The organism is Spirosoma horti (genome assembly GCF_054776595.1).
On the sequence record NZ_BAAHBQ010000007.1, the window covers coordinates 299,619 to 321,268 of the forward strand.

Annotated in this window: 17 protein-coding genes; 8 read left to right on the forward strand and 9 right to left on the reverse strand. The window is 51.4% G+C overall.

Annotated features, from left to right (window positions below):
* Position 1: 1 nt before the first annotated feature.
* From ACYVAM_RS22780 to ACYVAM_RS22795, 4 genes are all read left to right on the forward strand, one after another.
* Positions 2-2,779: a TonB-dependent receptor gene (locus ACYVAM_RS22780; RefSeq protein WP_461071347.1), complete on the forward strand. Its 2,778-nt coding sequence runs from the start codon at positions 2-4 to the stop codon at positions 2,777-2,779.
* Positions 2,780-2,847: 68 nt separating this feature from the next.
* A complete protein-coding gene (locus tag ACYVAM_RS22785) occupies positions 2,848-4,074 on the forward strand; it encodes an MFS transporter (RefSeq protein ID WP_461071349.1) in 1,227 nt (408 codons plus the stop codon).
* A 54-nt stretch (positions 4,075-4,128) separates the two neighbouring features.
* Positions 4,129-4,683: a carboxymuconolactone decarboxylase family protein gene (locus tag ACYVAM_RS22790; protein ID WP_461071351.1), complete on the forward strand. Its 555-nt coding sequence runs from the start codon at positions 4,129-4,131 to the stop codon at positions 4,681-4,683.
* 14 nt (positions 4,684-4,697) lie between these two features.
* Positions 4,698-5,273 (forward strand): carboxymuconolactone decarboxylase family protein, encoded by a 576-nt coding sequence (locus tag ACYVAM_RS22795; protein WP_461071353.1) that lies wholly within the window; start codon positions 4,698-4,700, stop codon positions 5,271-5,273.
* A 168-nt stretch (positions 5,274-5,441) separates the two neighbouring features.
* Here ACYVAM_RS22795 and ACYVAM_RS22800 read toward each other — a convergent pair whose 3' ends face one another.
* Entirely contained in the window at positions 5,442-5,840 is a 399-nt protein-coding gene (locus ACYVAM_RS22800; protein WP_461071355.1) for a hypothetical protein, read from the reverse strand.
* A 258-nt stretch (positions 5,841-6,098) separates the two neighbouring features.
* On the opposite strand from ACYVAM_RS22800, the gene ACYVAM_RS22805 reads away from it, so the two are divergent.
* The gene (locus ACYVAM_RS22805; protein WP_461071357.1) at positions 6,099-7,703 is read left to right on the forward strand and encodes a DUF1800 domain-containing protein; all 1,605 of its coding nucleotides are present in this window, start codon (positions 6,099-6,101) and stop codon (positions 7,701-7,703) included.
* An 85-nt stretch (positions 7,704-7,788) separates the two neighbouring features.
* Positions 7,789-9,075, forward strand: a complete 1,287-nt coding sequence (locus ACYVAM_RS22810; protein ID WP_461071359.1) for a DUF1501 domain-containing protein — start codon at positions 7,789-7,791, stop codon at positions 9,073-9,075.
* An 18-nt stretch (positions 9,076-9,093) separates the two neighbouring features.
* Here ACYVAM_RS22810 and ACYVAM_RS22815 read toward each other — a convergent pair whose 3' ends face one another.
* The 7 genes from ACYVAM_RS22815 to ACYVAM_RS22845 form a co-directional block, all read right to left on the reverse strand.
* On the reverse strand, positions 9,094-9,897 hold the full coding sequence (locus ACYVAM_RS22815; protein ID WP_461071361.1) for a mycofactocin-coupled SDR family oxidoreductase: 804 nt from the start codon (positions 9,895-9,897) through the stop codon (positions 9,094-9,096).
* A gap of 3 nt (positions 9,898-9,900) precedes the next feature.
* Positions 9,901-10,449 carry a carboxymuconolactone decarboxylase family protein gene (locus ACYVAM_RS22820; RefSeq protein WP_461071363.1) on the reverse strand — a complete coding sequence of 183 codons (549 nt, stop codon included), beginning with the start codon at positions 10,447-10,449 and terminating at the stop codon, positions 9,901-9,903.
* Between the two features lie 194 nt (positions 10,450-10,643).
* Positions 10,644-11,816 (reverse strand): methionine aminotransferase, encoded by a 1,173-nt coding sequence (locus ACYVAM_RS22825; RefSeq protein WP_461071365.1) that lies wholly within the window; start codon positions 11,814-11,816, stop codon positions 10,644-10,646.
* Between the two features lie 36 nt (positions 11,817-11,852).
* A complete protein-coding gene (locus tag ACYVAM_RS22830; protein ID WP_461071367.1) occupies positions 11,853-12,812 on the reverse strand; it encodes a DUF1684 domain-containing protein in 960 nt (319 codons plus the stop codon).
* On the reverse strand, positions 12,799-13,422 hold the full coding sequence (locus ACYVAM_RS22835; RefSeq protein ID WP_461071369.1) for a redoxin domain-containing protein: 624 nt from the start codon (positions 13,420-13,422) through the stop codon (positions 12,799-12,801). Before ACYVAM_RS22835 ends, ACYVAM_RS22830 begins: the two co-directional genes overlap by 14 nt.
* Before the next feature lie 65 nt (positions 13,423-13,487).
* Positions 13,488-13,889, reverse strand: coding sequence for a hypothetical protein (locus tag ACYVAM_RS22840; RefSeq protein ID WP_461071371.1), 402 nt, complete (start codon positions 13,887-13,889; stop codon positions 13,488-13,490).
* 84 nt (positions 13,890-13,973) lie between these two features.
* Positions 13,974-14,795: a phytanoyl-CoA dioxygenase family protein gene (locus ACYVAM_RS22845; RefSeq protein WP_461071373.1), complete on the reverse strand. Its 822-nt coding sequence runs from the start codon at positions 14,793-14,795 to the stop codon at positions 13,974-13,976.
* Between the two features lie 470 nt (positions 14,796-15,265).
* Between ACYVAM_RS22845 and ACYVAM_RS22850 the strand changes: the two genes are divergently transcribed.
* The gene (locus ACYVAM_RS22850) at positions 15,266-18,487 is read left to right on the forward strand and encodes a SusC/RagA family TonB-linked outer membrane protein (protein ID WP_461071375.1); all 3,222 of its coding nucleotides are present in this window, start codon (positions 15,266-15,268) and stop codon (positions 18,485-18,487) included.
* Positions 18,488-18,593: 106 nt separating this feature from the next.
* Positions 18,594-20,129 carry a SusD/RagB family nutrient-binding outer membrane lipoprotein gene (locus ACYVAM_RS22855; RefSeq protein WP_461071377.1) on the forward strand — a complete coding sequence of 512 codons (1,536 nt, stop codon included), beginning with the start codon at positions 18,594-18,596 and terminating at the stop codon, positions 20,127-20,129.
* 129 nt (positions 20,130-20,258) lie between these two features.
* Here ACYVAM_RS22855 and ACYVAM_RS22860 read toward each other — a convergent pair whose 3' ends face one another.
* Positions 20,259-21,212: a phytanoyl-CoA dioxygenase family protein gene (locus ACYVAM_RS22860; protein ID WP_461071379.1), complete on the reverse strand. Its 954-nt coding sequence runs from the start codon at positions 21,210-21,212 to the stop codon at positions 20,259-20,261.
* Positions 21,213-21,650: the final 438 nt, after the last annotated feature.

Sequence of the window (21,650 nt, forward strand, 5' to 3'; positions counted from 1 at the left end):
CATGAACATTAAAAAGCACGCCTTGCTTTTCGCATGGTTCTGGCTCATTAGTACCGTCACGCTGGCGCAATCAGTCAACGTGACTGGCTCGGTTATCGACCCTGTTACGCATAAACCATTGGCTGGTGCAAGCATTAGAGCAAAAGGCCAATCGACAGGTACTGTTACAGACAATACCGGCGCTTTCCGCTTTTCTATCCCCCGAAAAGGACCGCTCACGATCCATATCTCGATGGTTGGCTATGAACCACAAACGGTTTCGGTAACAAATACCAACGCTCCACTTACGATTCAGTTGAACCCGGCCACAAGCGAATTGGATGAAGTGGTTGTGGGTGCTTCCCGCGTTGAAGAGCGATTGGTCAGAGCCCCGGTTACAATTGAGAAGATGGATGCCCGCAGCATTCGCGAAACACCATCTGCTACGTTCTACGAAGGTATCAATAACCTGAAAGGCGTCGATATGGTGACGAGTGGGCTTACGTATCGGCAAATCAACACACGGGGCTTTGCCAGTACAGGCAACAGCCGTTTTCTGCAACTCATCGACGGCATCGACAATCAACCCGCCGGGTTCGGCTTCTCGGTAGGTAATATGTTTGGGTTGAGTGATCTGGATGCCGAAAGTGTAGAGCTGGTACCCGGTGCGGCCTCGGCGTTGTATGGCCCGGCCGCTTTCAACGGGGCCTTGCTGATGACAAGCAAAGACCCATTTACGTATCAGGGATTGAGTGTCCAGGCCAAAGTGGGTGTGAATCACCTCAATGACCCCAATACAGGTGCAGCTATTTACAACGACCATGCCATCCGTTACGCCAAAGCGTTCGGCAATCGGTTTGCCTTTAAAGTGAATGCTTCCTACATGCAAGGGCTCGACTGGTTTGCCACCGATTATACTGACGTAAACCAGTCTACTCCATCGGAGCAGCGTGGTGCGCAGAACCCGGCCCGAAATGGACTCAATATTTACGGCGATGAGGTGGTCAGAACCTTGCCGGGCGCGGGGCAGGTATCGCGGACGGGGTATCTGGAAAAAGATCTGACCGATTATACGGTCTACAGTTTGAAACTAAACGGGGCGCTTCACTACCGAATCACCCCGAAGCTGGAAGTGATTTACGCCCTTAATTACGCTAAAGGGACCGCCAATTACACGGGCTCTAACCGATTCTCAGTCAATGGTTTCTCGCTCACACAACATCGACTGGAAGTACGCGGGAAGCAGTTTTTTGTCCGCTGGTACAGCAATGCCGAAGACTCGCACGACTCGTACAACACCCGGTCGCTGGGGCAGCAGATCAACCGGACATGGGTCCGCGACCTGAACGGCAACGTCGTAACGCCCGACAAAGCCGATGATACGTGGTTCGCCCGGTATACGGCGGCCTACAGCGGCACCGTCCCGACCGTAACCGGTACCGATCAAACGGCCGCCCGTGCCTTCGCTGATCAGGGTCGATTGCTGCCTGGCACGGCTGAGTACGAAGCGCAGAAAAACCGCTTGACGACCATTCAGGGCTCGGCGGGTGCAGGTATTCTGAGCCAGACTAGCATGTGGCATGCCGACGGGCAATATAACCTGACATCGGCGCTCAACAACGTAGCAGATGTGCTCGTTGGCGGTAATTTCCGGCAGTATAGTTTGTTTACCAACGGTACACTTTTCGACGATAAAGGCGGCCGGATTCTTTATCACGAATTCGGTGCCTTTTCCCAGATCAGTAAAGCATTGTTGGCCGACAAACTCAAACTAACGGTATCGGGCCGGTACGATAAAAACCAGAACTTCGCGGGTTATTTCACGCCCCGTGCTTCGGCGGTGTATTCGGCAACGGACCGGCACCATTTCCGGGCCAGTTACCAGACCGGTTTCCGCAACCCCACTCCCTCCGATCAGTTCATTAAACTCAATGCGGGGCCCATTACGATTCTGGGGGGTGCACCCAGCAACAGCGCGGGTATGAACGTCTACGAAAATTCGTATACAGCCGCGAGCGCCAATCAGTTTGGGGCTGGTTTCGGAGCTGATGTAAATAAGGTAGGGCCGCAACAGGCGCTCTTGAACAACAAGGATAAACTGCAGAAATCGAACGTACCGTACATAGCGCCCGAACGGGTCAATAGTTTCGAAGTAGGGTACCGTGGTCTGCTCAACAGCCGCCTGTCGGTCGATGCCAATTATTACTACGGCGTTTATACCAACTTCATTCTCAACACGGTTGTCTTACGTCCTGATAGTCCGGTGCTGGGGTCAGATGGCAAGCCCAATGCGGCAGCCGCCCAGGAAATTCTGAATGGTAAGGCGCAGTTGTTCCAGCTTTATACGAACGCCCCCGACAAGGTATCGGCACAGGGGGCCACGCTCGGCCTGACGTATCGGACAGCGGGCGGCTACCAGATCGGGACCAACGGTACGTGGTCGTCATTCAACATACGAAACGCCGATCCCAACAACGTAGCGGCTTTCAATACGCCCCGTTTCAAGACCAACGTAACGCTCGGCCACCGCAATATTGCACCGAATATCGGTTTTAATGTTGCGTGGCACTGGCAGGAAAGCTTCGACTGGGTGAGTTCGTTCAACGCGCTCATTCCGGGACGCGTACCGGCTTACCATTTGCTCGATGCGCAGGTCAACTACCGGGTACCATCGTTGAAGACAGTTCTGAAACTTGGCGCGACCAACCTGACAAACCAGTATGTCGTGCAGGCCTATGGTTCTCCGGCGGTAGGCGGACTTTACTATGTATCAATCGTATTTGACCAGGGACTTAAATAAACAGTGAACGAGTGAAAGAGCGCCTGGCAAATGGTCTTCGCTCTTTCGCTCATTCACTCGTTCGCTATATGGAAACAATCGTAGCTAAACCCGAAACACTACAGGCCAACTGGCTCGCCTTTGGTCTGTGCGCACTGTCGTACTTGCTGGGCGGGACGGCCTCTACGCTCATGGCGACGTTCCTGCCCGTGGCTATACCGGAGTTGCTGGGCCAGTCCGTTTCTGCCACTCAACTGGGTGACATTGGGGCCTACATCAGTGCTGCTTTTTTGTACGGCTGGATGGCCGGTGGGCTTTTGTTCGGCCTGATCGGGGATCGGATGGGCCGGGCGCGTGCCGTTGCGTTCGTTACGTTCCTCTACGGTGCGGCCATGCTATGTACCGTTTTTGCGCCTACCTGGCCGGTGCTGCTACTGTGCCGATTTTTGACCGGCGCGGGGGTAGGTGGTGTGTTGCTATTAACGACGGTTTATCTGTCAGAAATCTGGCCGGAGAAAAATCGGGCGGTGGTGCTGGGCATTCTGGCTGTCATGTTTCCGGTGGGTATCGTAGCGACGGGCGGGCTCAATGCCGGACAAGTTCCCTGGCGACAGGCGTTCTGGCTGGGTCTAATTCCGGTGCTAGTCGCTATGCTGATGCTGGCTCGTCTGCCCGAATCGGCCCACTGGGCGCGTCAGCGCCAGCAACCAAACCCCGAAAAAGCCTGGACAGCTACCGACCGAACCAATCTGCTGACGGGCGTCCTGATTTTTGGCGCGGTACTGATCGGGTTATGGGGTACGTTCTCCTGGATTCCGACCTGGGTGCAATCGCTACTGCCTGCGGGCCAGACGGGTGGGCGGGAACGGGGGCTGACTATGATGCTGCTCGGTATGGGTGGCATTGCTGGCGGCATGTTGTCGGGCGTCCTGATTGGGCGGATTGGTTCGCGAACAACGCTTTTACTGACCTTCGCAGGCTGTGCAGGCGGCTGTGCGTTGCTGTTTCTATCGAACCGCCAGTTTTCCCCGATTATTTATGCCGAAACCGCCTTCGTCGCCTTGTTTTTTGGTATCAGCCAGGGTGCCTTATCGAGCATTATTCCCGCCTTATTTTCCGTTCGTATCCGCGCAACAGCGGCTGGTATCAGCTTCAACGTTGGCCGTTTTTTTACGGCAACGGCCGTATTTTTCGTCGGTATGATGGTCGCGGGATTAGGTGGTTTCGGCAATGCGCTGCTGGTTTTTTCCGTGGCGTTTGTGGTTGCCTGGCTCGCTGTTTTTATTCGCTACAAGCCTGATCTTCAATCGGTATAGTTTGTCGCTACGTTACTACATCAAGCAGTTTCCTTTCTAAACGTTTTTTCACTAATGGCTCATATTCAACTCAATAATGATGCACCGGGTATTCGCAGTCTGGTTATCTACCGACCCGACACGGGCAAACCTCTTTATGAACTGGCTCAGGCCCTGCTTCGGGCGGGTTCGCCCGACAGTACACTTACGGACGCTGAACGCGAACTGATTGCCGCGTTTGTGTCGAGCCAGAACCGCACGGATTTTTGCATGAACAGCCACGCGGCCGCTTCACGCTATCTTTTCGGCGAACAGGCTGACCTCGTGGACCAAACGCTGCAAAGTCCGGAAACGGCACCTATCTCGGCTAAACTTCGTGCTTTGATCACTATTGCCCAGCGTGTAACGGCCGATGCCCGGACTGTGACGGACGATGTGGTCGCGACTGCCCGAACGCAAGGCGCAACCGATGGTGATATTCACGATACGGTGCTGATTGCCGCTTCGTTTTCGATGTATAACCGCTACGTGGATGGCCTGGCCACGCTAACCCCTGAGGACCCAACCGCTTACGCGGCCATGGGTGAACGGATGGGAACACTGGGCTATGTATTACCCAGACCGAACTAAAACCAAACAACCCGATGCCTCATATCGACTTTATGCCCGGACTGCCGGGCATTCGAGGACCGATGGCGTTCAGCCCCGAGACGGCCCGCCCCCTCAACGACCTCGTTAACGTATTGCTTCGCGCGAACGCAACCCATCCTGAATCAACACTTAGTGAAGGGGAACGGGAACTGATTGCCACGTACGTATCGGCCCGCAACGACTGTTTTTTCTGCCAGACCATTCATGGCGCCGTAGCCAGTCATCACCTGGGCGATACTGACTGGTCGCTGGTACAATCGGTGAAGCAGGATTATGCTAATGCGGCCATCTCGGATAAGCTGAAGGCGTTGATGGCCATTGCCGGAAGCGTACAACAGGGCGGGAAACACGTAGCGGCCGAGCAGATTGACAACGCCCGAACCGAAGGCGCTACCGACCGCGATATTCACGATACGGTGTTGATTGCGGCCGCGTTCTGCATGTTCAACCGCTATGTCGATGGCTTAAATACGTGGGCACCTGAGAACCCAGATTTGTACCGGTACCGGGCGCAGAAAGTAGCCGAGTATGGGTACACCCACGAGGATCACTACCTACCGCCAAGCTGATTTCCGGCCACGTACAGTAACGACAATTATTACCGCCTGTCGGTTATTTATAACTAACAGGCGGTGATAAGAACCTGGCTTCCTCAATCAGATTCGCCTATTCACCAAGGCAAAAAGGCGTCCCTGTTTAGTCAGAGACGCCTTTTTAGCTCTTTCGAGTATAATCTGTTAGTTGATCGCAACAAGGCGGGCAGGCGCTTCTTGCTGTTTAGTCGATAGCGTTACCTGGTGTTTTGTCGTTTCAACACCGTTCGTAATTTCGACGACATACACACCATCGGGCAGTTCACTCATATTCAGGCGGCTACGATAGATTTTTTCATTTTTGCCAAGATGCTGGCTGTAGTAAATCTTACCGTCAGTCCCTTTAAGCATAACATCAACCGGGCCCCCTTTCTCTTTATCGAGGCCAATGTTAAGCTTCCCGTCGACCGATGTATAGATACCCGCCTTGTAGGCAGCTACCGTTGCTGGACGAGATCCGGGTTTACCTTCGGCAAAGGAAGCAACTGAGGAAAGAACACCTAGTGAAAGGGCAACTACGAAGGTTTTAACGAGCGTTTTCATGTTTGTATGGTTTTATTTCTTGGAGTAAATGTTGATCGGGTTATTCCCGATTGGTGAAACAAAGATATAGGCCACAGACAGTACTATGCATTGCAAACTACTGGAACGGTTCTTAAACAGGATGAATGGATGAAAGCTTGGCCGACTGAGCAAACGGCATTGGTAGCTTTAGTTAAACTTCCGTTAAAAGTGAGCCAGTTATGGCTTGTCTGTGTTAAATAGGGACTGTAAAGCCATTATCTATCTTAAATGGACCTTATGGAAACGACCGAGACCGCCCTTCAGCTAGTGCCATTTCGCGGTAAATGGAGCGACGAAGACGTAAAGCATCTGCTGAAGCGTACAACGTTTGGGGCCAGGCCCGAGGATGTTGCCCATCTGCGTACGCTCTCCATCCGAAAAGCCCTGAGCGAACTGCTGACCGACGAACCGACACCTCCCCCACCCGTCAACAACTACAACGACGAGAAATATACCGACGACGAGATTCAGCCCGGCGAAACCTGGACAACATCCATCAATTACGATGGCATGAACAACGGACGGCGAAAAAACTCGTTCAAAGCCTGGTGGCTGGGGTTAATGCTGAACCAGAACCGCAGCCTGCGCGAGAAGATGGTGGTTTTCTGGCATAACCACTTCGTTACGGAGACCAACATGGTTGACAATGCGCTGATGTGTTACCGCCATAATGCCCTACTGCGGCAACATGCGCTGGGCAATTTCAGGGAGTTGGTCAAAGCCGTAACCAAAGATCCGGCCATGCTCAAATACCTGAACGGTACGGCCAGCAACAAAAAAGCCCCCGACGAAAACTACGGCCGCGAGTTGCAGGAGCTATTCACGGTAGGAAAAGGCCCCGGCTCGCATTACACCGAAGCCGACGTAAAAGCAGCGGCCAAAGTACTGACCGGCTTCCGGAATGACACCACCACGTATGTGAGCCTTTTCGATCCGGGTCGGCATGACAGCAGCGACAAAACCTTTTCAGACTTCTACGGGAATACCACCATAAAAGGACGGCGCGGGCCAGAAGGCGAACAGGAATTGGATGATCTGCTCACGATGATTTTTGCCCAAGAAGAAGTGGCGCGGTTCATCTGCCGAAAGCTTTACCGCTTTTTTGTCTACCACCAGATCGACGCCGACACCGAAGCCAACGTCATTACGCCCCTGGCCGATGTTTTCCGGGCCAATAAATACGAGATCAAGCCGGTGTTGCGCGAGCTATTCGGAAGCCGCCATTTTTTTGAAGCCAACAATCGCGGGGCAATTATAAAAAGTCCTCTGGACTACACCGTGGGCCTTTGTCGTGAGTTTGGCATCGCGTTTCCCGATGCCACAAACTACGCGGATCAATATGGGCTTTGGCTGGCGGTTCAAAATCAGACGTCGGCCATGCAGCAGAATATTGGTGATCCGCCGAACGTGGCCGGTTGGCCAGCCTATTATCAGGAACCCATGTTCGACAAAATCTGGGTCAATTCCGATACACTACCTAAGCGTAACGTCTTCTCAGATGGCATGACAACCGGCAGTATTGGTCGTAACGGCAAAAAACTACTCATCGATGTCATTGCCTATACCCAGACGCTGCCCAATCCCGCCGACCCCGTCGCCCTGATCGATGATGCCGTTCGGCGATTGTATATGCTGGAACTGCCGGATAAAGACAAAGAGTACATTAAAACCAGCATTTTGCTCTCGGGTCTGCAGGACATGAAGTCGGACCATTACTGGACGCAGGCCTGGCAAAATTTAACGGCCAAACCCGACGACACGGTCAACAAAACCAACGTGACCCGAAAGCTGAAGAGTTTGTATAAGTACCTCATGAACTTACCTCAGTATCAACTCACTTAATGGCGAACGGGCGAATGAGTGCAAGAGTGAAAATTGGCCAATGCCTATTTCACTTCTGCGCCATTCACGCTTTCGCTCTTTCCCTATGCAACGTCGAGACTTCCTGAAAAATACGGCTATTGCCGGGGTTGTGCTACCCCAATTTTTAAGCGGGTTTTCCATAAAAGCCATGGCACAAACGTCGTTGATGCCAGCCAGCGGCCATGATCTGACGAATGATCGGGTGCTGGTCCTGATCCAGTTAAATGGCGGGAATGACGGCCTGAATACCGTTATTCCAATCGATCAATATGGGGCCTATCAGGCCGCGCGATCCAACATTGCACTCCCGCAGAACAAAATCCTGAAACTAACCGGTAGCGACGCAACGGGCCTGCACCCGGCATTGGCAGGCATTCAGCAATTGGTCAATGATGGCAAGGCAGGGATTGTGCAGGCGGTGAGTTACTCCAAGCCAAACTTCTCCCACTTTCGGGCCACCGACATCTGGATGACGGGTTCTGACGCCGATAAGATCCTGACTACGGGCTGGGCGGGCCGTTACCTGAACGATTCATTTCCAGGATTCCCCGATAAATACCCCAACGAAACCATGCCCGATCCGCTGGCCATTCAGGTGGGGTCGGTAGTGGCGTCGGCTTTTCAGGGACCCTCGTTTACCATGGGACTGGCGATTAGTAACCCCGGCAATTTTTACAACCTGATCGAAGATAAGACCGATGCTACCAGCAACACACGCTGGGGTGAACAGCTGGCCTACCTCGAAAAAGTATCGCAGAAAACCGACCAGTATGCCGGAGTCATCAAGAAAGCCGCGCTGAGTATCACAAAGCAGTCAGACAAGTACCCGGCACAGGGCAAAAACCCCCTCGCCGACCAGCTGAAAATTGTTGCCCGGCTCGTGGCGGGTGGCCTTCGGACAAAAGTATACCTGGTGAGTACCGGCAGTTTCGACACGCACGCCAAACAGGCCGAACCCGACGACACCACAACGGGCGTCCATGCTCAATTGCTGGGTCGGGTGGCAGAGGCCGTTAGCGCGTTTATGGACGATCTGAAGGGGCTTAACGTAGCCGATCGGGTGATGGGCATGACTTTCTCCGAGTTTGGTCGGCGGATAAAATCCAACGCCAGCGGTGGTACGGATCATGGTGCAGCAGCCCCGGTTTTTTACTTCGGAAATGCCGTTAAAGCGGGCATCATCGGCACCAATCCGCAACTACCCGCCAATGCTACCGTAAACGACAACATTGCCATGCAGCACGATTTTCGGTCGGTCTACGCTACCGTCTTACAACAGTGGCTCAACCTGCCGCCCGACGACGTACAGAAAGTGCTGATGGGGCAGTTTCCTTTATTGCCCATGGTGTAGCCCGGCCGCGATACAAAATTACCGCGTCAGCAGACCCGCATCCAGCACAAACTGCGAACCGGTCACATACCGGGACTTATCCGACACCAGAAACAGCACCATCGCCGAAACGTCTTCCGGTTCTACCCAGGGTACAGGCAGCAGGTTACCCGCCGAACGTTCGGCGATTTCCTGCGTGGTAGTACCTTCCAGTTCAGCCAGTCCATCGTTCATCGGGGTATTGACGCCCGTCGGGTGAATTGAGTTGACCCGGATGTTGTGCGGAGCCAGTTCAATGGCCCACGACTTCGTCAGGCCGACCAGCCCCCACTTCGACGCGGCATAATGGCTCAGTCGGTTCATGCCGCGAAGCCCGGCAATGGAGGAATTATTGATAATGACCCCCGATTTCTGCTGCATCATGACCGGAATCACACGCCGGGCCACCAGCCAGGCACCCTTTAAATTAATGTCGATCATAGCATCCCACTCGTCCTCGGGCAATTCATGCACGAGCCCGTACGCACAGATACCGGCATTGTTGAACAGTATATCGATACGGCCGAAACGGGTCATAGCTGCATCAACGGCCTGTTTGATATCGGCATCGCGCCGGACATCGCCCTGGGCTGCCACACAGGAAACCCCAAGGGCTTCCACCTCACGGGTCAACGAGTCGAGCTCACTTTCGGAGCCGAGCGCATAACCGGGATACGCCAGCGGTTTGGCCAGATCGAAGGCTACAATGTGAGCCCCTTCCCGGGCTAACGCCAGCGCCACGGCCCGCCCCTGTCCGTGAGCGGCTCCGGTTATAAACGCGACTTTGCCTTGTAATTCAGCCATTGGCTAGGGTTGAGTTTTGTTGGTTAAAGGCAGATACGGGTACAGATACTCATCAATGTTGACGTCGAGCACGTTGTTGAACACATTGGTCGCAATCATCTGGCCCGCAAATGCCACCAGCACCACAATCTGCTGATCCGTGTAACGCTCCGCAATGGGGGCATACAGTTCATCCGAAACCTCACCTTTATGCTGCGCAATGGCACTGCCGAAATCAATAAGTGCCTGTTCGGAATCCGTTAGGTGAAGATCTTCGGGACGTTCGCCATTGTCGATGATGATTCGCCGGAAAAAGGTCGTGCACAACGGGCAGTTCGACCCCTCCGAAACAGCGTGCGCAAATAAATACGCCTGCCGGTTCCCCACAATTTTCTTGACCTCTTCATACAGGGGGTACCACTGCATATACACCTGAAAAGCCAGCAGGGAGCGGCCCAGCGTGGCTTTCATATTGGTGATTCGGCTACCGGGGTAATCGGTCACGTGATCCTTAAACGCTGCGTCGATAGCAGGTGTCGCTTCGGTGGCAGGCAGGGGCGTAATACGAGGCATGGCTGGTTGAGTCAGAAAAAAGTTTGTAGTTTGTCGTTTGTGGTCTCGTTCAGGGGTAAACCCATTCACCGTTTCCAAGGCCCGTATCCTCACGGTGCGCATATGCAATTGGCAAAGTTGACGGTCGGGCATGTGCGGTCCGTGTCCTCACGGACCCAGGAAAACGCGCTAACGACATTAATACAAAGCAGCCCTTACAACGTACTTAACCGCTCGGCGGCTTCCTGCAAAACGGCGTCCTCTTTAGCGAAACAGAAGCGCAGGATGTTGTAGTCGTTTTTCTGGTGGTAGAATACAGACACGGGAATGGCTGCAACCCCGATCTCTTTAGTAAGCCGTACGGCCAGATCGTAGTCGGGCTCGTTGGTGATAACCGCGTATGAAACGGTCTGAAAAAAACTACCTTCTGCCGGTTCGATCGTGAACCGTGAGCCGCGCAACCCATCCAGAAACAAATCGCGCTTACGCTGGTAAAAAGCAGACAGTTGCTGGTAATGCTCCGGTTGCTTCAGGTAATCGGCCAGCGCGTACTGAATTGGGGTGACGGTGCTAAAGGTCAGGTACTGGTGAATTTTACGAAACTCCACACTGAGACTTTTCGGGGCCAGACAATACCCGATTTTCCAGCCGGTAATGTGATACGTTTTTCCAAATGATCCCACCACAAACGTGCGCTCCTGCAACACCGGATGCGTCATAAGGGAGTGGTGGGTCCGACCATCGAACAGGATGTGTTCATATACTTCATCGCTCACGATCCAGATGTTGCGGTCGTAGATCAAATCAGCCAGCTGATTCAGGTCATCGGCGGTCCAGACGTGGCCCGTTGGATTGTGGGGTGTATTGACTAAAATAAGCCTTGTCTTGTCCGTAATTTTTGCACCAACAGCCTGCCAGTCAATGACATAATCCGGTGGGATTAGCGTCACATAAACAGGAACACCGCCATTGAGTTCGATGGCGGGCACATAACTATCGTAAGCGGGCTCAAAGACCAGCACTTCATCACCGGGGCGCACGACGGCTGCCACAGCCGCAAAGATTGCCTCCGTCGCGCCCGATGTAACGGTTACCTCCGATTCCGGGTCATAGGCGACACCATACTGTTCAAACGTTTTCTGGGCCAGGGCTTCGCGCAGAGTAGGCACGCCGGTCATGGGCGCATACTGGTTGAAGCCTTTCCGCATATACTGCTCGACCAGCGACACCAGTTCGGGCGAGCAGTCGAAGCCGGGAAACCCCTGCGACAGATTGATGGCACCCGTTTCGGTCGCCAGTTTGGACATAACGGTAAAAATCGTCGTGCCTACATTTGGTAGTTTGGTTGCAAGTCTGGCCCCTACCCGTTCTAATTTTTGTGTGCTCATGCTGGCCTAATTTACATTACTTTTCCGTCAGCCCGCTCAATGATCGCCATAGCGTTTTTCGCCAGCAGTTACAGCCAGCGCCAGCTTGTTCTGTTTGGGCGGTATCGGGCAGGTAGCATAGGGAGTAAACGCACAGGGCGGATTAATGGCCTGATTAAAATCAAGGGTAACCAGCTCTTTTTCAGTTACTGAATCCGTATTCCCGCTAGCAGAAACGGGTTTATCGGCGTACAGAAACCGGCCAGAACCATACGTTTCGTGTGCGTTTGTGTTATCGCCGAAGAGAATAAAGAGCTTCTCTCCTTCGCTAACGGCATCCAGCCGATAGGTTTTTCCGGCTCGTTCAAAAACCAGCGTACCCGCCAGTGGCTGTTGCGAGGTGATGCCCAGTACGTCGATGATCGGGATCGTTTTCGGTGACGACGGCGCTTCGAAACGGGCTTTCACGCGCCAGCTTTCATCGACGGGGTAGCGGTCAATAGGTTGAAATTCTTTCAGATAAGAACTTTCCAGATCACGCAACCGAACGCCGTATTTGTCACCCCGCTTGATGATGAACCACCGCAGCGAGCCATTGGCCAATACCGTTGGTTTCGTATTGGATGCAAAAATGACGAGTGGTTCGCTGACGGGCTTGCCATCGACCAGCACCGTTTTGGCCGTGTTAGGCGCAAAGCGTACCTCTCCTTTTTCGAGGTAGAGCGTACCCAGTTCAGCGGGAGCGTCGGCAGCCGGGAACGTCAGATCAAAATCAGCCCCACGGCCAAGCGAGTTTTTGCCTTCGTTGAGCCAAAATAATCCAGCCAGGTTCAGCCAGCCCGTTTCACTTTTAAGCGACTTCACCCGGTTCTGGTGCCACTCGTCGATCTGTGCTTTGTACGACGGGCCATCGGCATGTTTCCACCCGACAGACACGACCATCGCGAGAAACCACAAAGCAAAAAAACACCGTGAATAGCCATTGAGTGGCCCCACTGCTTGCTCAATACGTTGCATGATGAACGAGGTTAAGGGTCTCAATAACGGAAGAAATTGCTTCCGGGTCGAGGGTACGATCAAAGTTTTCGTCCAGAAAATGATAGGCAATCCGCCGATCCTGCCCAATCACGTACAAGGCGGGTGTAAAGGCCTCTTCCGAAATGCCCGACACGCGCTCCCAGACAGGGTAATCTTCACTATACACCCCAAACCGTTGCGCTACGGTCGATTCGGCATCGTAGGCTACACGAAAGTCCAGGCTACCTACCTGCCGCGCCAGAATGCTGGGCGATTCATTAGAAAACACAACTAACTCCGCATCAACAGCCAGTAATGTCTGGTTGAGCCGAATGAGCGATTCCAGATAAGGCCGGGCGTAGCGTCCCCAGCAAGGGCAGTAGAAACTAACCACCAAGGGGCGCTCATTGACCAGATCGAACAGCGACGTTTCGCCACCCGATAATTTCTGGCCAAAAACGGACGCCCGCCAATCATACGGTGCACCCGACAAACTGAAAAATGGAGCCAGGTCGCCCGTTTTTAATGGATTAAGAGGCTCCCTTTTCAAGCGCGGCTGCGTACGAACTATACGAATATTACCCAGTTCATTCTGAAATTCGAGCGTCATAATTAGTTCTGTTTACTGGTTTTTTATCTTTATGGTACGCAGTTCCGTTTCGCTGGTGAGTAAGCTTAGCGTGCGCCATACACCAATTGGAAATAGCGTTTTTGAACGAATGAGAAATACGCCCAGATCGAGAGACTGCCGATGTACCCCAACACAATCAGCAGGGGATCTCCCGGGGTTATGTACAGCGCCAGCCACAGCACTTCCAGCCGACCTATTTCCAGGTACAGCACCCAGCGACGTTGCTCAAGCAAAGCCCCGAAGTTGATCACCGTCAGCAAAATAAACAGGCGAATGTCGAGCAGGGCATACTGACGGTGCAAATATTCGTAAACGACGTAAAAAGCGCCCGTCGTGAACGTATCCAGAAACCGTTCGGCAATGCCAACGTTAAGATTAGCCACCGAATTATTGAACCGAAAGTAGGACTTCCCCTGCCGTTTGGCCATCAGGTATTCCAGTCCCATGAAGAACAAAAACAACGGAACCGCGAGAGCCAGCCAGTTATACTGCCTACCGAAACGATACGGATTGAGTTGACGAAAGTGGGGTTACCGAAGAATTTTAGCCCCTAACCGATGGTAGAACGGCGTTTTACTAGCTGCATTCTTTGGCTGATAGTCGCCCGTAACCAGCGGGATGTACATGACCCGACGGCGGCTCTGAGCCCCGATATTGGGCGACTGCTCCACCCGATGCCAAAGACTACCGTTATGAATAGTCAGATCGCCCGCTTCAATATCGAACCCAACTTCACGTGGGTCAGGACGATGGTCGATGAATTGACGTTTACGAAACAGCGTCAGCAGTGTGTTTTGTTTGTGGGTGCCCGGCAACACCCGTAAACCGCCGTTGCTCATCGGGCAATCGTCCAGGTGCAGCCCTACATTCAGCATCGGCCTGATACGCTGGCCAAGAAACAAGTCGCGCGGGCTATCGGTATGCCATCCCATGCGCGAGAAATTACTTTCGGGGGTGCGGACATAATGGTTTACGACCAGACCGTCTTTTTCTTCCTCTCCAATGCGCCCGCTATAGGGTTGCAGAAGGCTGGTAAGGCCTTTCAGGCGTTCATCCTGTAAAAACTCGTGCAACACCGGACTAAAGAGTGATGCAAACGCAAACCGCTGAACAATACGCTGTCCAGTTTCATCACGGCCATATTTGATCGGAATACCATTGATTTTATCAACGTTTTCGGCAATCCAGCCCGTTTCAACATGCTGTAATTCACGCAGAAAAACCTGCACAACGTCACGACCGACGAAGTTTTTGATGTGCAGAAAGCCATTTTTTTCGAAGAAAGCGATTTCTTCCGCGCTTAATGTTTGTGCCGAAACAACAGAGGCTAAATTACCAGATAATGCTACCATTGGATTGAACGTTCGTGTCGTTTAAATTAAATTTCCTTTATTCCCATTTACTATACAGATTAAGTATAGTAGTAATTAGTAGTAAAAGGCAAACATTTGTTTACCGAAAAAAGAGGGGTTTACTAGGGTCTATTTAAGCGGGGAGAATCAATCTAGCAACAACACATACCCATCATCATAGCTGGATGACTGACTACCGAATGGGCTACTGAGCGCGAGCAGGCTGGTTGTTGGTCAAATTTCATAAGCTGACGGGCTATACAGATTAATAGTCGCTTAGTTTGATGGGCAAAGGTGAATAATGATTTTTCTATTTCCAAATTTTTAGTGAAGGATCTCAAAATCTATACCCATATAGAAAGAAATTTAAAGTAGATACAGCAAATAATCTTCTTTAGAGTTTTGTGATTTAAAGAAGATTATTTTGCACTTATTTGAATGAATGAACCTATAACCAACTTGCTACTTTTATGAAACATAATTTACGGATAAGGATTAGTGCCTCATTAGTATACATCTGGGTTACTTTCCTGATCAGTCAAGCAGCCTTTGCGCAGGATCATCGAGTCACAGGCCGGGTATTAGCAGGCAAAGATCAGCAGCCAATACCAGGGGTGAACATCCTGGTCAGAAATACTCAGTTAGGCACGACAACAGATGGTAGTGGAAATTTTACGCTGAACGTTCCTGCCAATGCAACCCTAGTGTTTAGCGCCATTGGCTTTGCCGGCCAGACACTGGCCATTGGTAACCAGACCCAACTGACGATCACCCTCCAGGAAGCCGAGCAAAGCCTGGGCGAAGTCGTTGTTACGGCACTGGGCATTAAGAAAGAAGCGAAACGCCTGGGCTACGCCACGGCCATCGTGAATCCCGAACAGGTAACCACGAACCGGTCCGTCAACTTTATAAATGCCCTGCAGGGTAAAATTGCTGGGGTAAACATTTCCAGCCTTGGTACGGGAGCCGCCGGTACGAGTAAAATCCGGATCCGGGGCCAATCGTCCTTCTCGGGTCAGAACAGTCCGTTGATCGTTATCAATGGCGTACCCGTCGATAACACCAACTTCGGCCAGAACAACGGCAATACAGGCAGCGACAACTCCATCGGTAGCCGAGACCGTAACTACTCGGATGGAGGTGACGGGCTGTCCTCCATCAACCCGGACGATATTGAAGGAATGACCGTTTTGAAAGGCGGTACAGCGGCCGCTTTATATGGCTCTCGGGCAAAAGACGGGGCCATTCTGATTACCACCAAAACCAAAGGGACAGGTCAGGGAATCGGCGTTACGTACAATATGAACTACACCAGCGATCATCCGCTGGATTACACCGACTACCAGTATGAATATGGTCAGGGCGAATACGGCGTTCGGCCAACGGCACCCAACCCAACTTCGGGCGTCTGGAGTTTCGGGGAGAAGTTTGCCGGGCAGACGCAGGTGTTGTTTGGGGGCATAACAGTGCCTTATGCGCCGGTTCGGAACCGGATCAACGCGTTCTATCGCGATGGGTCAACGATGACCAACTCGGTTGCCGTTTCGTCAGGCAACGAGAAAGGGGGTTTCAACCTATCGGTTTCCAACCTGGACAATAAGGGAATTACCCGCAACAACACCTTCAACCGGAAAACCATCAACCTGGGTTTCAGCTACAACCTGTCATCGAGGCTGACCGTAACGGGTACGATGAACTACTCGAACGAGTATAACAAAAACCCGCCCCAGATTGCCCAGCAGGACAACAGTACGCCTACCGTACTGTATACGCTGGCCAACTCTATGCCGCTCGACGTGCTGGAAGCCAATCAGATCAACCCGGCCACCGGCAACGAATTCATTTATTCGCGGTTTATGAACCGGACAAATCCCTACTTTGTACTCAACAACAAGTTTGAAAACATCCGCCGGGACCGTCTGTTCGGTAATATCTCCGCTCGCTACAACGTGACCGACTGGCTCTATATTCAGGGCCGGGTAGGACAGGATTACTGGTCACGCGACCAGGATTATAACTTCCCTACCGGGCAGGCTTCGCTGGCTGCCGCTCCGGCCGGTTTTGTGAACGGGGCTTATGTGCAGGAAGCCCGTCGCTTCCGCGAAGTCAATACCGACTTTCTGATTGGCGCTAACCACAAATTCGGCATTCTCGGCATCGACCTGACGCTGGGCGGTAACCAGCTCTATCGCCGGTCTGATCTGAACAGCGTTTTGGCTACTGATTTTGTTGTCCGGGGGCTTTATACCCCACAGAATGGCCGCGTCAAAGATCCGCAGTATAGTCTGAGCGAACGCAAAGTGAACTCGTTGTATGCAGCCGCTGAATTTTCGTTTAAAGATGTTCTCTTCCTGAACGGAACCGTTCGGAACGACTGGTTCTCGACGCTGTCTCCGGCAAACCGTAGTATCTTATATCCATCCATAACGGGTAGCTTCGTCTTCTCCCAGGCCTTCAATAAAATGCCCTCCTGGCTGAACTTTGGTAAGTTACGGGCTGCTTATGCCGAAGTGGGTAGTGATGGCGATGTAGGGCCGTATTCGAATAATCTATTCTACGCCGTCAATGCCAACCTCTTCCCGAACCCTGCCGGTAATGGCCAGCCTCTGGGCTATATTACCTCCAATACGGTTCCCAGTACTACGCTCAAACCAAGTCGTGTAGCCGAAACGGAATTAGGTCTGGAGTTGAAGCTGTTCAACAACCGGGTTGGTTTGGATGTGGCGGTTTACAACAAGATCACCAGCGACCAGATTGTCGCCAAGCAATCGTCTGACGCGTCTGGCTACACAAGTTCGCTCATTAATAGCGGCCAAAGCCGCAACCAGGGCATTGAAGTATTGCTGAACCTGGCACCCGTGCGAACCAAAGATTTCTCGTGGGACATTACGCTGAATGGTTCATACAACCAGACCAAGCTGCTCAAGTTATTGACCGATGACGATGGCACACCCGGCAAAGATTATAACAACGATAAATTACCCGAGCAAATCGTAGTCGGTACAGGTATTTACGTCGGTGAACTGCGGCAGGTAGTTGGCCAGCAATTGGGCCAATTGTATACGTACGGCTATAAGCGCGATGCGCAGGGGCAACTGATCAATGGAAGCGATGGTCTTCCTGCGAGAACAGACTCGCCCATCTCGTTTGGTTCGGCCCTGCCCAGGTACGTTGGTGGTATTACCAACAGTTTCAATTACAAAGGCATAAGTTTATCCTTTCTGATCGACTTTAAGCTAGGTGGAAAAATGATATCCGGTACCAACCTGAACGCGTTCCGGCATGGTTTACAAAAAGAAACGTTAGTGGGTCGTGGCGATGCAGACAACAAAATGGTTGGACCGGGCGTCAACGATAAGGGCGAAGCGAACAATGTGCGGGCGTTTGTGCAGGATTACTATTCGGTAGGTCGTTCCAAGAGCCTTGGCGAACAGGTCGTGTATGATGCTGGCTTATGGAAACTGCGTCAGATTAGCCTGGGTTACGATTTTACTAAACTTCTGCCCAAAACACTGTTCATTAAAGGCGTACGCTTGAGCGCCGTAGCGAACAACGTGGCCATTATCAAAAAATGGGTACCCAATATCGACCCCGAACAGTTTGGCTTTAGCTCCGATAACCTGATTGGCCTGGAATCGACGGGCTTACCCACTACGCGCAGCATAGGCTTTAACCTGAATGTTAAATTTTAAACGAGTCCGAGGTTCGTAGTTTGATGTTTGTAGTTGATTGACACACAGAATCTGTCGACAATCACAAACGTCAAACCTCAAACCACAAACGACAAACTCATTCTCCATGAAAAAGACACTCTTATATATACCCCTGGCCGCCCTGCTTTTCACCACGAGTAGTTGCGACAAGGGGTTCGATGAACTGAACGTCAACCCAACAGCGGCAACGACACTTAACCCCGTTTTTACGTTCAATAATGCCATGGTCAGTACGTCCTTTCCGGGCAGTATCTTGACCTTCGAGGAACCTACGGTTCAGCAGATGTTCACCCCGAACTCGGGCATCGTTGCCGGCGGTAATTTCAATATCGATAACCGGGGACCATCGGGCGTGAATGGAGGTATCTGGCGGCAGTATTACCAGAACGTAGTTCGTTATCTGGTCGATGTCATTAACCAAACCAAGACTGATGCAAACCGGACCAACCTCTATAACATGGCCCGTATCTGGAGGGCTTACACTTTTAACGTATTAACAGACACTTACGGTGATGTTCCTTACACGCAGGCCGGTGTGGGTTATATTTCGAGCAACGTATTACCGAAGTATGACACACAGGAAAGTATTTACAACGACCTCATCAAAGAGCTAACCGAAGCAACAGCCGCCCTGGATGCATCCAAACCGACCGAAGCTGGTGAAATTACCTATGGGGGCGACATTACCAAATGGAAGAAATTTGGTAACTCGCTGCTGCTTCGGGTGGGTATGCGGCTGTCGAAAGTAAACCCTACGCTGGCGCAATCAACTGTTCAGAAAGCCGTTGCAGGAGGCCTCATGCAATCGAACGCCGATAATGCACTGGTTCGCAACAACGCCAACTACACCAACGCCGTAGGCGCTACAGTAAACTCGACCGAAGCGGCCAACTATTACCTGACCAAGACATTTGTCGATTACCTCAAATCGACATCTGACCCACGTCTGGTATCCATTGCCGTGCGCTATGTAGGGGCTAAAAGCGGCCCAGAACAAACGGCAACCCTGGCAACCCGGGATCCAGCCCAGCAGATTGGTATGCCTCTTGGCTACGACAATGGCACCATTACAGCCCGTGCCACCACCGACCTTGGCGTTCCCTTCTTCTACGGGTATTCGCAGCTTGACCGGACGCGTATGGGTAGCCAGTTTGCACCCTGCTATCTGGTTACGTATGCGCAAACGCAACTGCTACTGGCCGAAGCCGCTCAGCGCACGTGGACAACCGGCAACGCTGCCGATTTCTACAATGCAGGCGTCACGGCGCACATGAAACAGCTAGGCGACTATGGAACCACATCGGCGGTAGCGGATGCCGATATTGCGGCTTACTTAGCCAAGAATCCGTATTCGGCAGCCAAAGGTCTTGAACTGATCAATACGCAATACTGGATAGCCTCTTTCCTCAACGGCCCTGAAGTATTCGCTAATTTCCGGCGAAGTGGCTTTCCTGTCCTGACGCCTAATCCTTATCCGGGTAAGGAAATAAAAGGCAATTTCATTAATCGCTTATCCTACCCGGATTCTGAGCAGTCGGTCAATACGGCCAACCGGCAGGAAGCCGTTACACGGCAGGGGGCCGATAATCTGGACACCCGCGTCTGGTGGGATAAACAGTAAACCGCTTTCGTTCTAGTCCACACAAACAAGCCCGACCGTAACTGGTTGGGCTTGCTTATATCAGAGAAGTCGATTTCTCAGAACGGGACTTCGTTTGAAGAAGAAAGAAATATTGACTACGGGTTGTACTCAGTAAACTCGGTTCTTAATCCTGTTTAACATGGCGTTTGGGATCAGGCTTTTAGCCACCGAGAGCATTAAGCCTCTTAATGCTTGTGGCAGAATGTTTTTTTGCATTAACAACAGGTCGTGTGGCAGTAGTGTAGACACTGACGTTTGCGGTAACGTAACATAATCTGACCGAGTGCCAAACCCTAAATAACTCAGAACTTCAGGACTTGTATCGTTTACAAAGGCGGGATTGATCAGCAGCCGCTCCCCATGACCCACATAGTTCTCCGAAACCTCATCTACCTGAAAAATAAACGTATACCGTCTGAAACCAGCACATTTGAACGGCTCGGCCCGGTGGACCAGGTGTGAATTAGATAAAATGAGCGTTCCTTTTGGCGCGCGGACAGACACGATTTGATCCGCATAGTTATCGTTGATGTATTTATCTGAAAAATAGCGATCCGTACTTGAATCGGCCCAGGTGTAGGAATCCGGAATTAATTGAAACGGATTGATATCCGATACATCACTCAGGTAAAACAGGAAGACCAGTCCAGGCATGCTGTGCTTGGCTTTGTATTTATTCTCCGCCAGAAGATTATTATCTGTATGCCATGGCAGATGCGCCTGGGTATGTGTTTCGTATAGGCGCTGGCTACTTAACTTAAATGATCCCTCAAAATAGTTTCGACAGATAGCCCTCACCTGTTCGGACGTAATAATGTCATAACACTGCTGTGATACGGCTAATGTATGTGAAAGAAAGTTGCTCCAGGACGAGCGAACAACACCTACGTTGTTGCTATTTATCAGATAATCTTTTAGCTCAATTTTGTTGACAATAGCTGATAATGTTCCTGGTGTCAACGCTTTTTCAAAAATACAATATCCTTTTCTAGCTCTAAGTTCATCGGCGACTTCCTTAGGGTCCGCTTCATTAAAAACAGGGGTGAATAGTTGTTGAACCATAGTAGTGAATAGTAAAATATAGTAAACGAGGAAGGGATGTACCACACGTGTTTTATTCACGTTACCAAGCTGACGAACAGCACTATATACCTAGTAATTTTTACAATGAAAGTAATACTATTTTTTAATATCTGAGATGGGACAACTAACCGCTAAATATATTTATCGCTCTAAAAATTTCTCATTAAAGCGTTGATAATGAAATAAATACCAAAACAAAACTCTTAACTGAAAATGAATAATCGACTATAAACTGTTCATGTTACAACCAATAATAAACTTATTGCTTGCCTACAGGATGGTATAGAACATACAGGCTCTGCGCCAGCACAGTATAGTATTCATAAAAAATAGAATTGATGAACATTTAATTAGCGTAAATACTCATAATTATACATAGTCCTCTTCGGCGACTTTAAACAAAACATCACCTGAACT

Excerpts from the sequence above, each read along its gene's own strand:
- ACYVAM_RS22795 (WP_461071353.1), top strand. The coding sequence starts at position 4,698 with ATGCCTCATATCGACTTTATGCCCGGACTGCCGGGCATTCGAGGACCG.
- ACYVAM_RS22845 (WP_461071373.1), bottom strand. The coding sequence starts at position 14,795 with ATGGTAGCATTATCTGGTAATTTAGCCTCTGTTGTTTCGGCACAAACA.
- ACYVAM_RS22860 (WP_461071379.1), bottom strand. The coding sequence starts at position 21,212 with ATGGTTCAACAACTATTCACCCCTGTTTTTAATGAAGCGGACCCTAAG.
- ACYVAM_RS22800 (WP_461071355.1), bottom strand. The coding sequence starts at position 5,840 with ATGAAAACGCTCGTTAAAACCTTCGTAGTTGCCCTTTCACTAGGTGTT.
- ACYVAM_RS22850 (WP_461071375.1), top strand. The coding sequence starts at position 15,266 with ATGAAACATAATTTACGGATAAGGATTAGTGCCTCATTAGTATACATC.
- ACYVAM_RS22785 (WP_461071349.1), top strand. The coding sequence starts at position 2,848 with ATGGAAACAATCGTAGCTAAACCCGAAACACTACAGGCCAACTGGCTC.
- ACYVAM_RS22810 (WP_461071359.1), top strand. The coding sequence starts at position 7,789 with ATGCAACGTCGAGACTTCCTGAAAAATACGGCTATTGCCGGGGTTGTG.
- ACYVAM_RS22790 (WP_461071351.1), top strand. The coding sequence starts at position 4,129 with ATGGCTCATATTCAACTCAATAATGATGCACCGGGTATTCGCAGTCTG.
- ACYVAM_RS22780 (WP_461071347.1), top strand. The coding sequence starts at position 2 with ATGAACATTAAAAAGCACGCCTTGCTTTTCGCATGGTTCTGGCTCATT.
- ACYVAM_RS22830 (WP_461071367.1), bottom strand. The coding sequence starts at position 12,812 with ATGCAACGTATTGAGCAAGCAGTGGGGCCACTCAATGGCTATTCACGG.
- ACYVAM_RS22840 (WP_461071371.1), bottom strand. The coding sequence starts at position 13,889 with ATGGGACTGGAATACCTGATGGCCAAACGGCAGGGGAAGTCCTACTTT.
- ACYVAM_RS22855 (WP_461071377.1), top strand. The coding sequence starts at position 18,594 with ATGAAAAAGACACTCTTATATATACCCCTGGCCGCCCTGCTTTTCACC.
- ACYVAM_RS22815 (WP_461071361.1), bottom strand. The coding sequence starts at position 9,897 with ATGGCTGAATTACAAGGCAAAGTCGCGTTTATAACCGGAGCCGCTCAC.
- ACYVAM_RS22825 (WP_461071365.1), bottom strand. The coding sequence starts at position 11,816 with ATGAGCACACAAAAATTAGAACGGGTAGGGGCCAGACTTGCAACCAAA.
- ACYVAM_RS22820 (WP_461071363.1), bottom strand. The coding sequence starts at position 10,449 with ATGCCTCGTATTACGCCCCTGCCTGCCACCGAAGCGACACCTGCTATC.
- ACYVAM_RS22805 (WP_461071357.1), top strand. The coding sequence starts at position 6,099 with ATGGAAACGACCGAGACCGCCCTTCAGCTAGTGCCATTTCGCGGTAAA.
- ACYVAM_RS22835 (WP_461071369.1), bottom strand. The coding sequence starts at position 13,422 with ATGACGCTCGAATTTCAGAATGAACTGGGTAATATTCGTATAGTTCGT.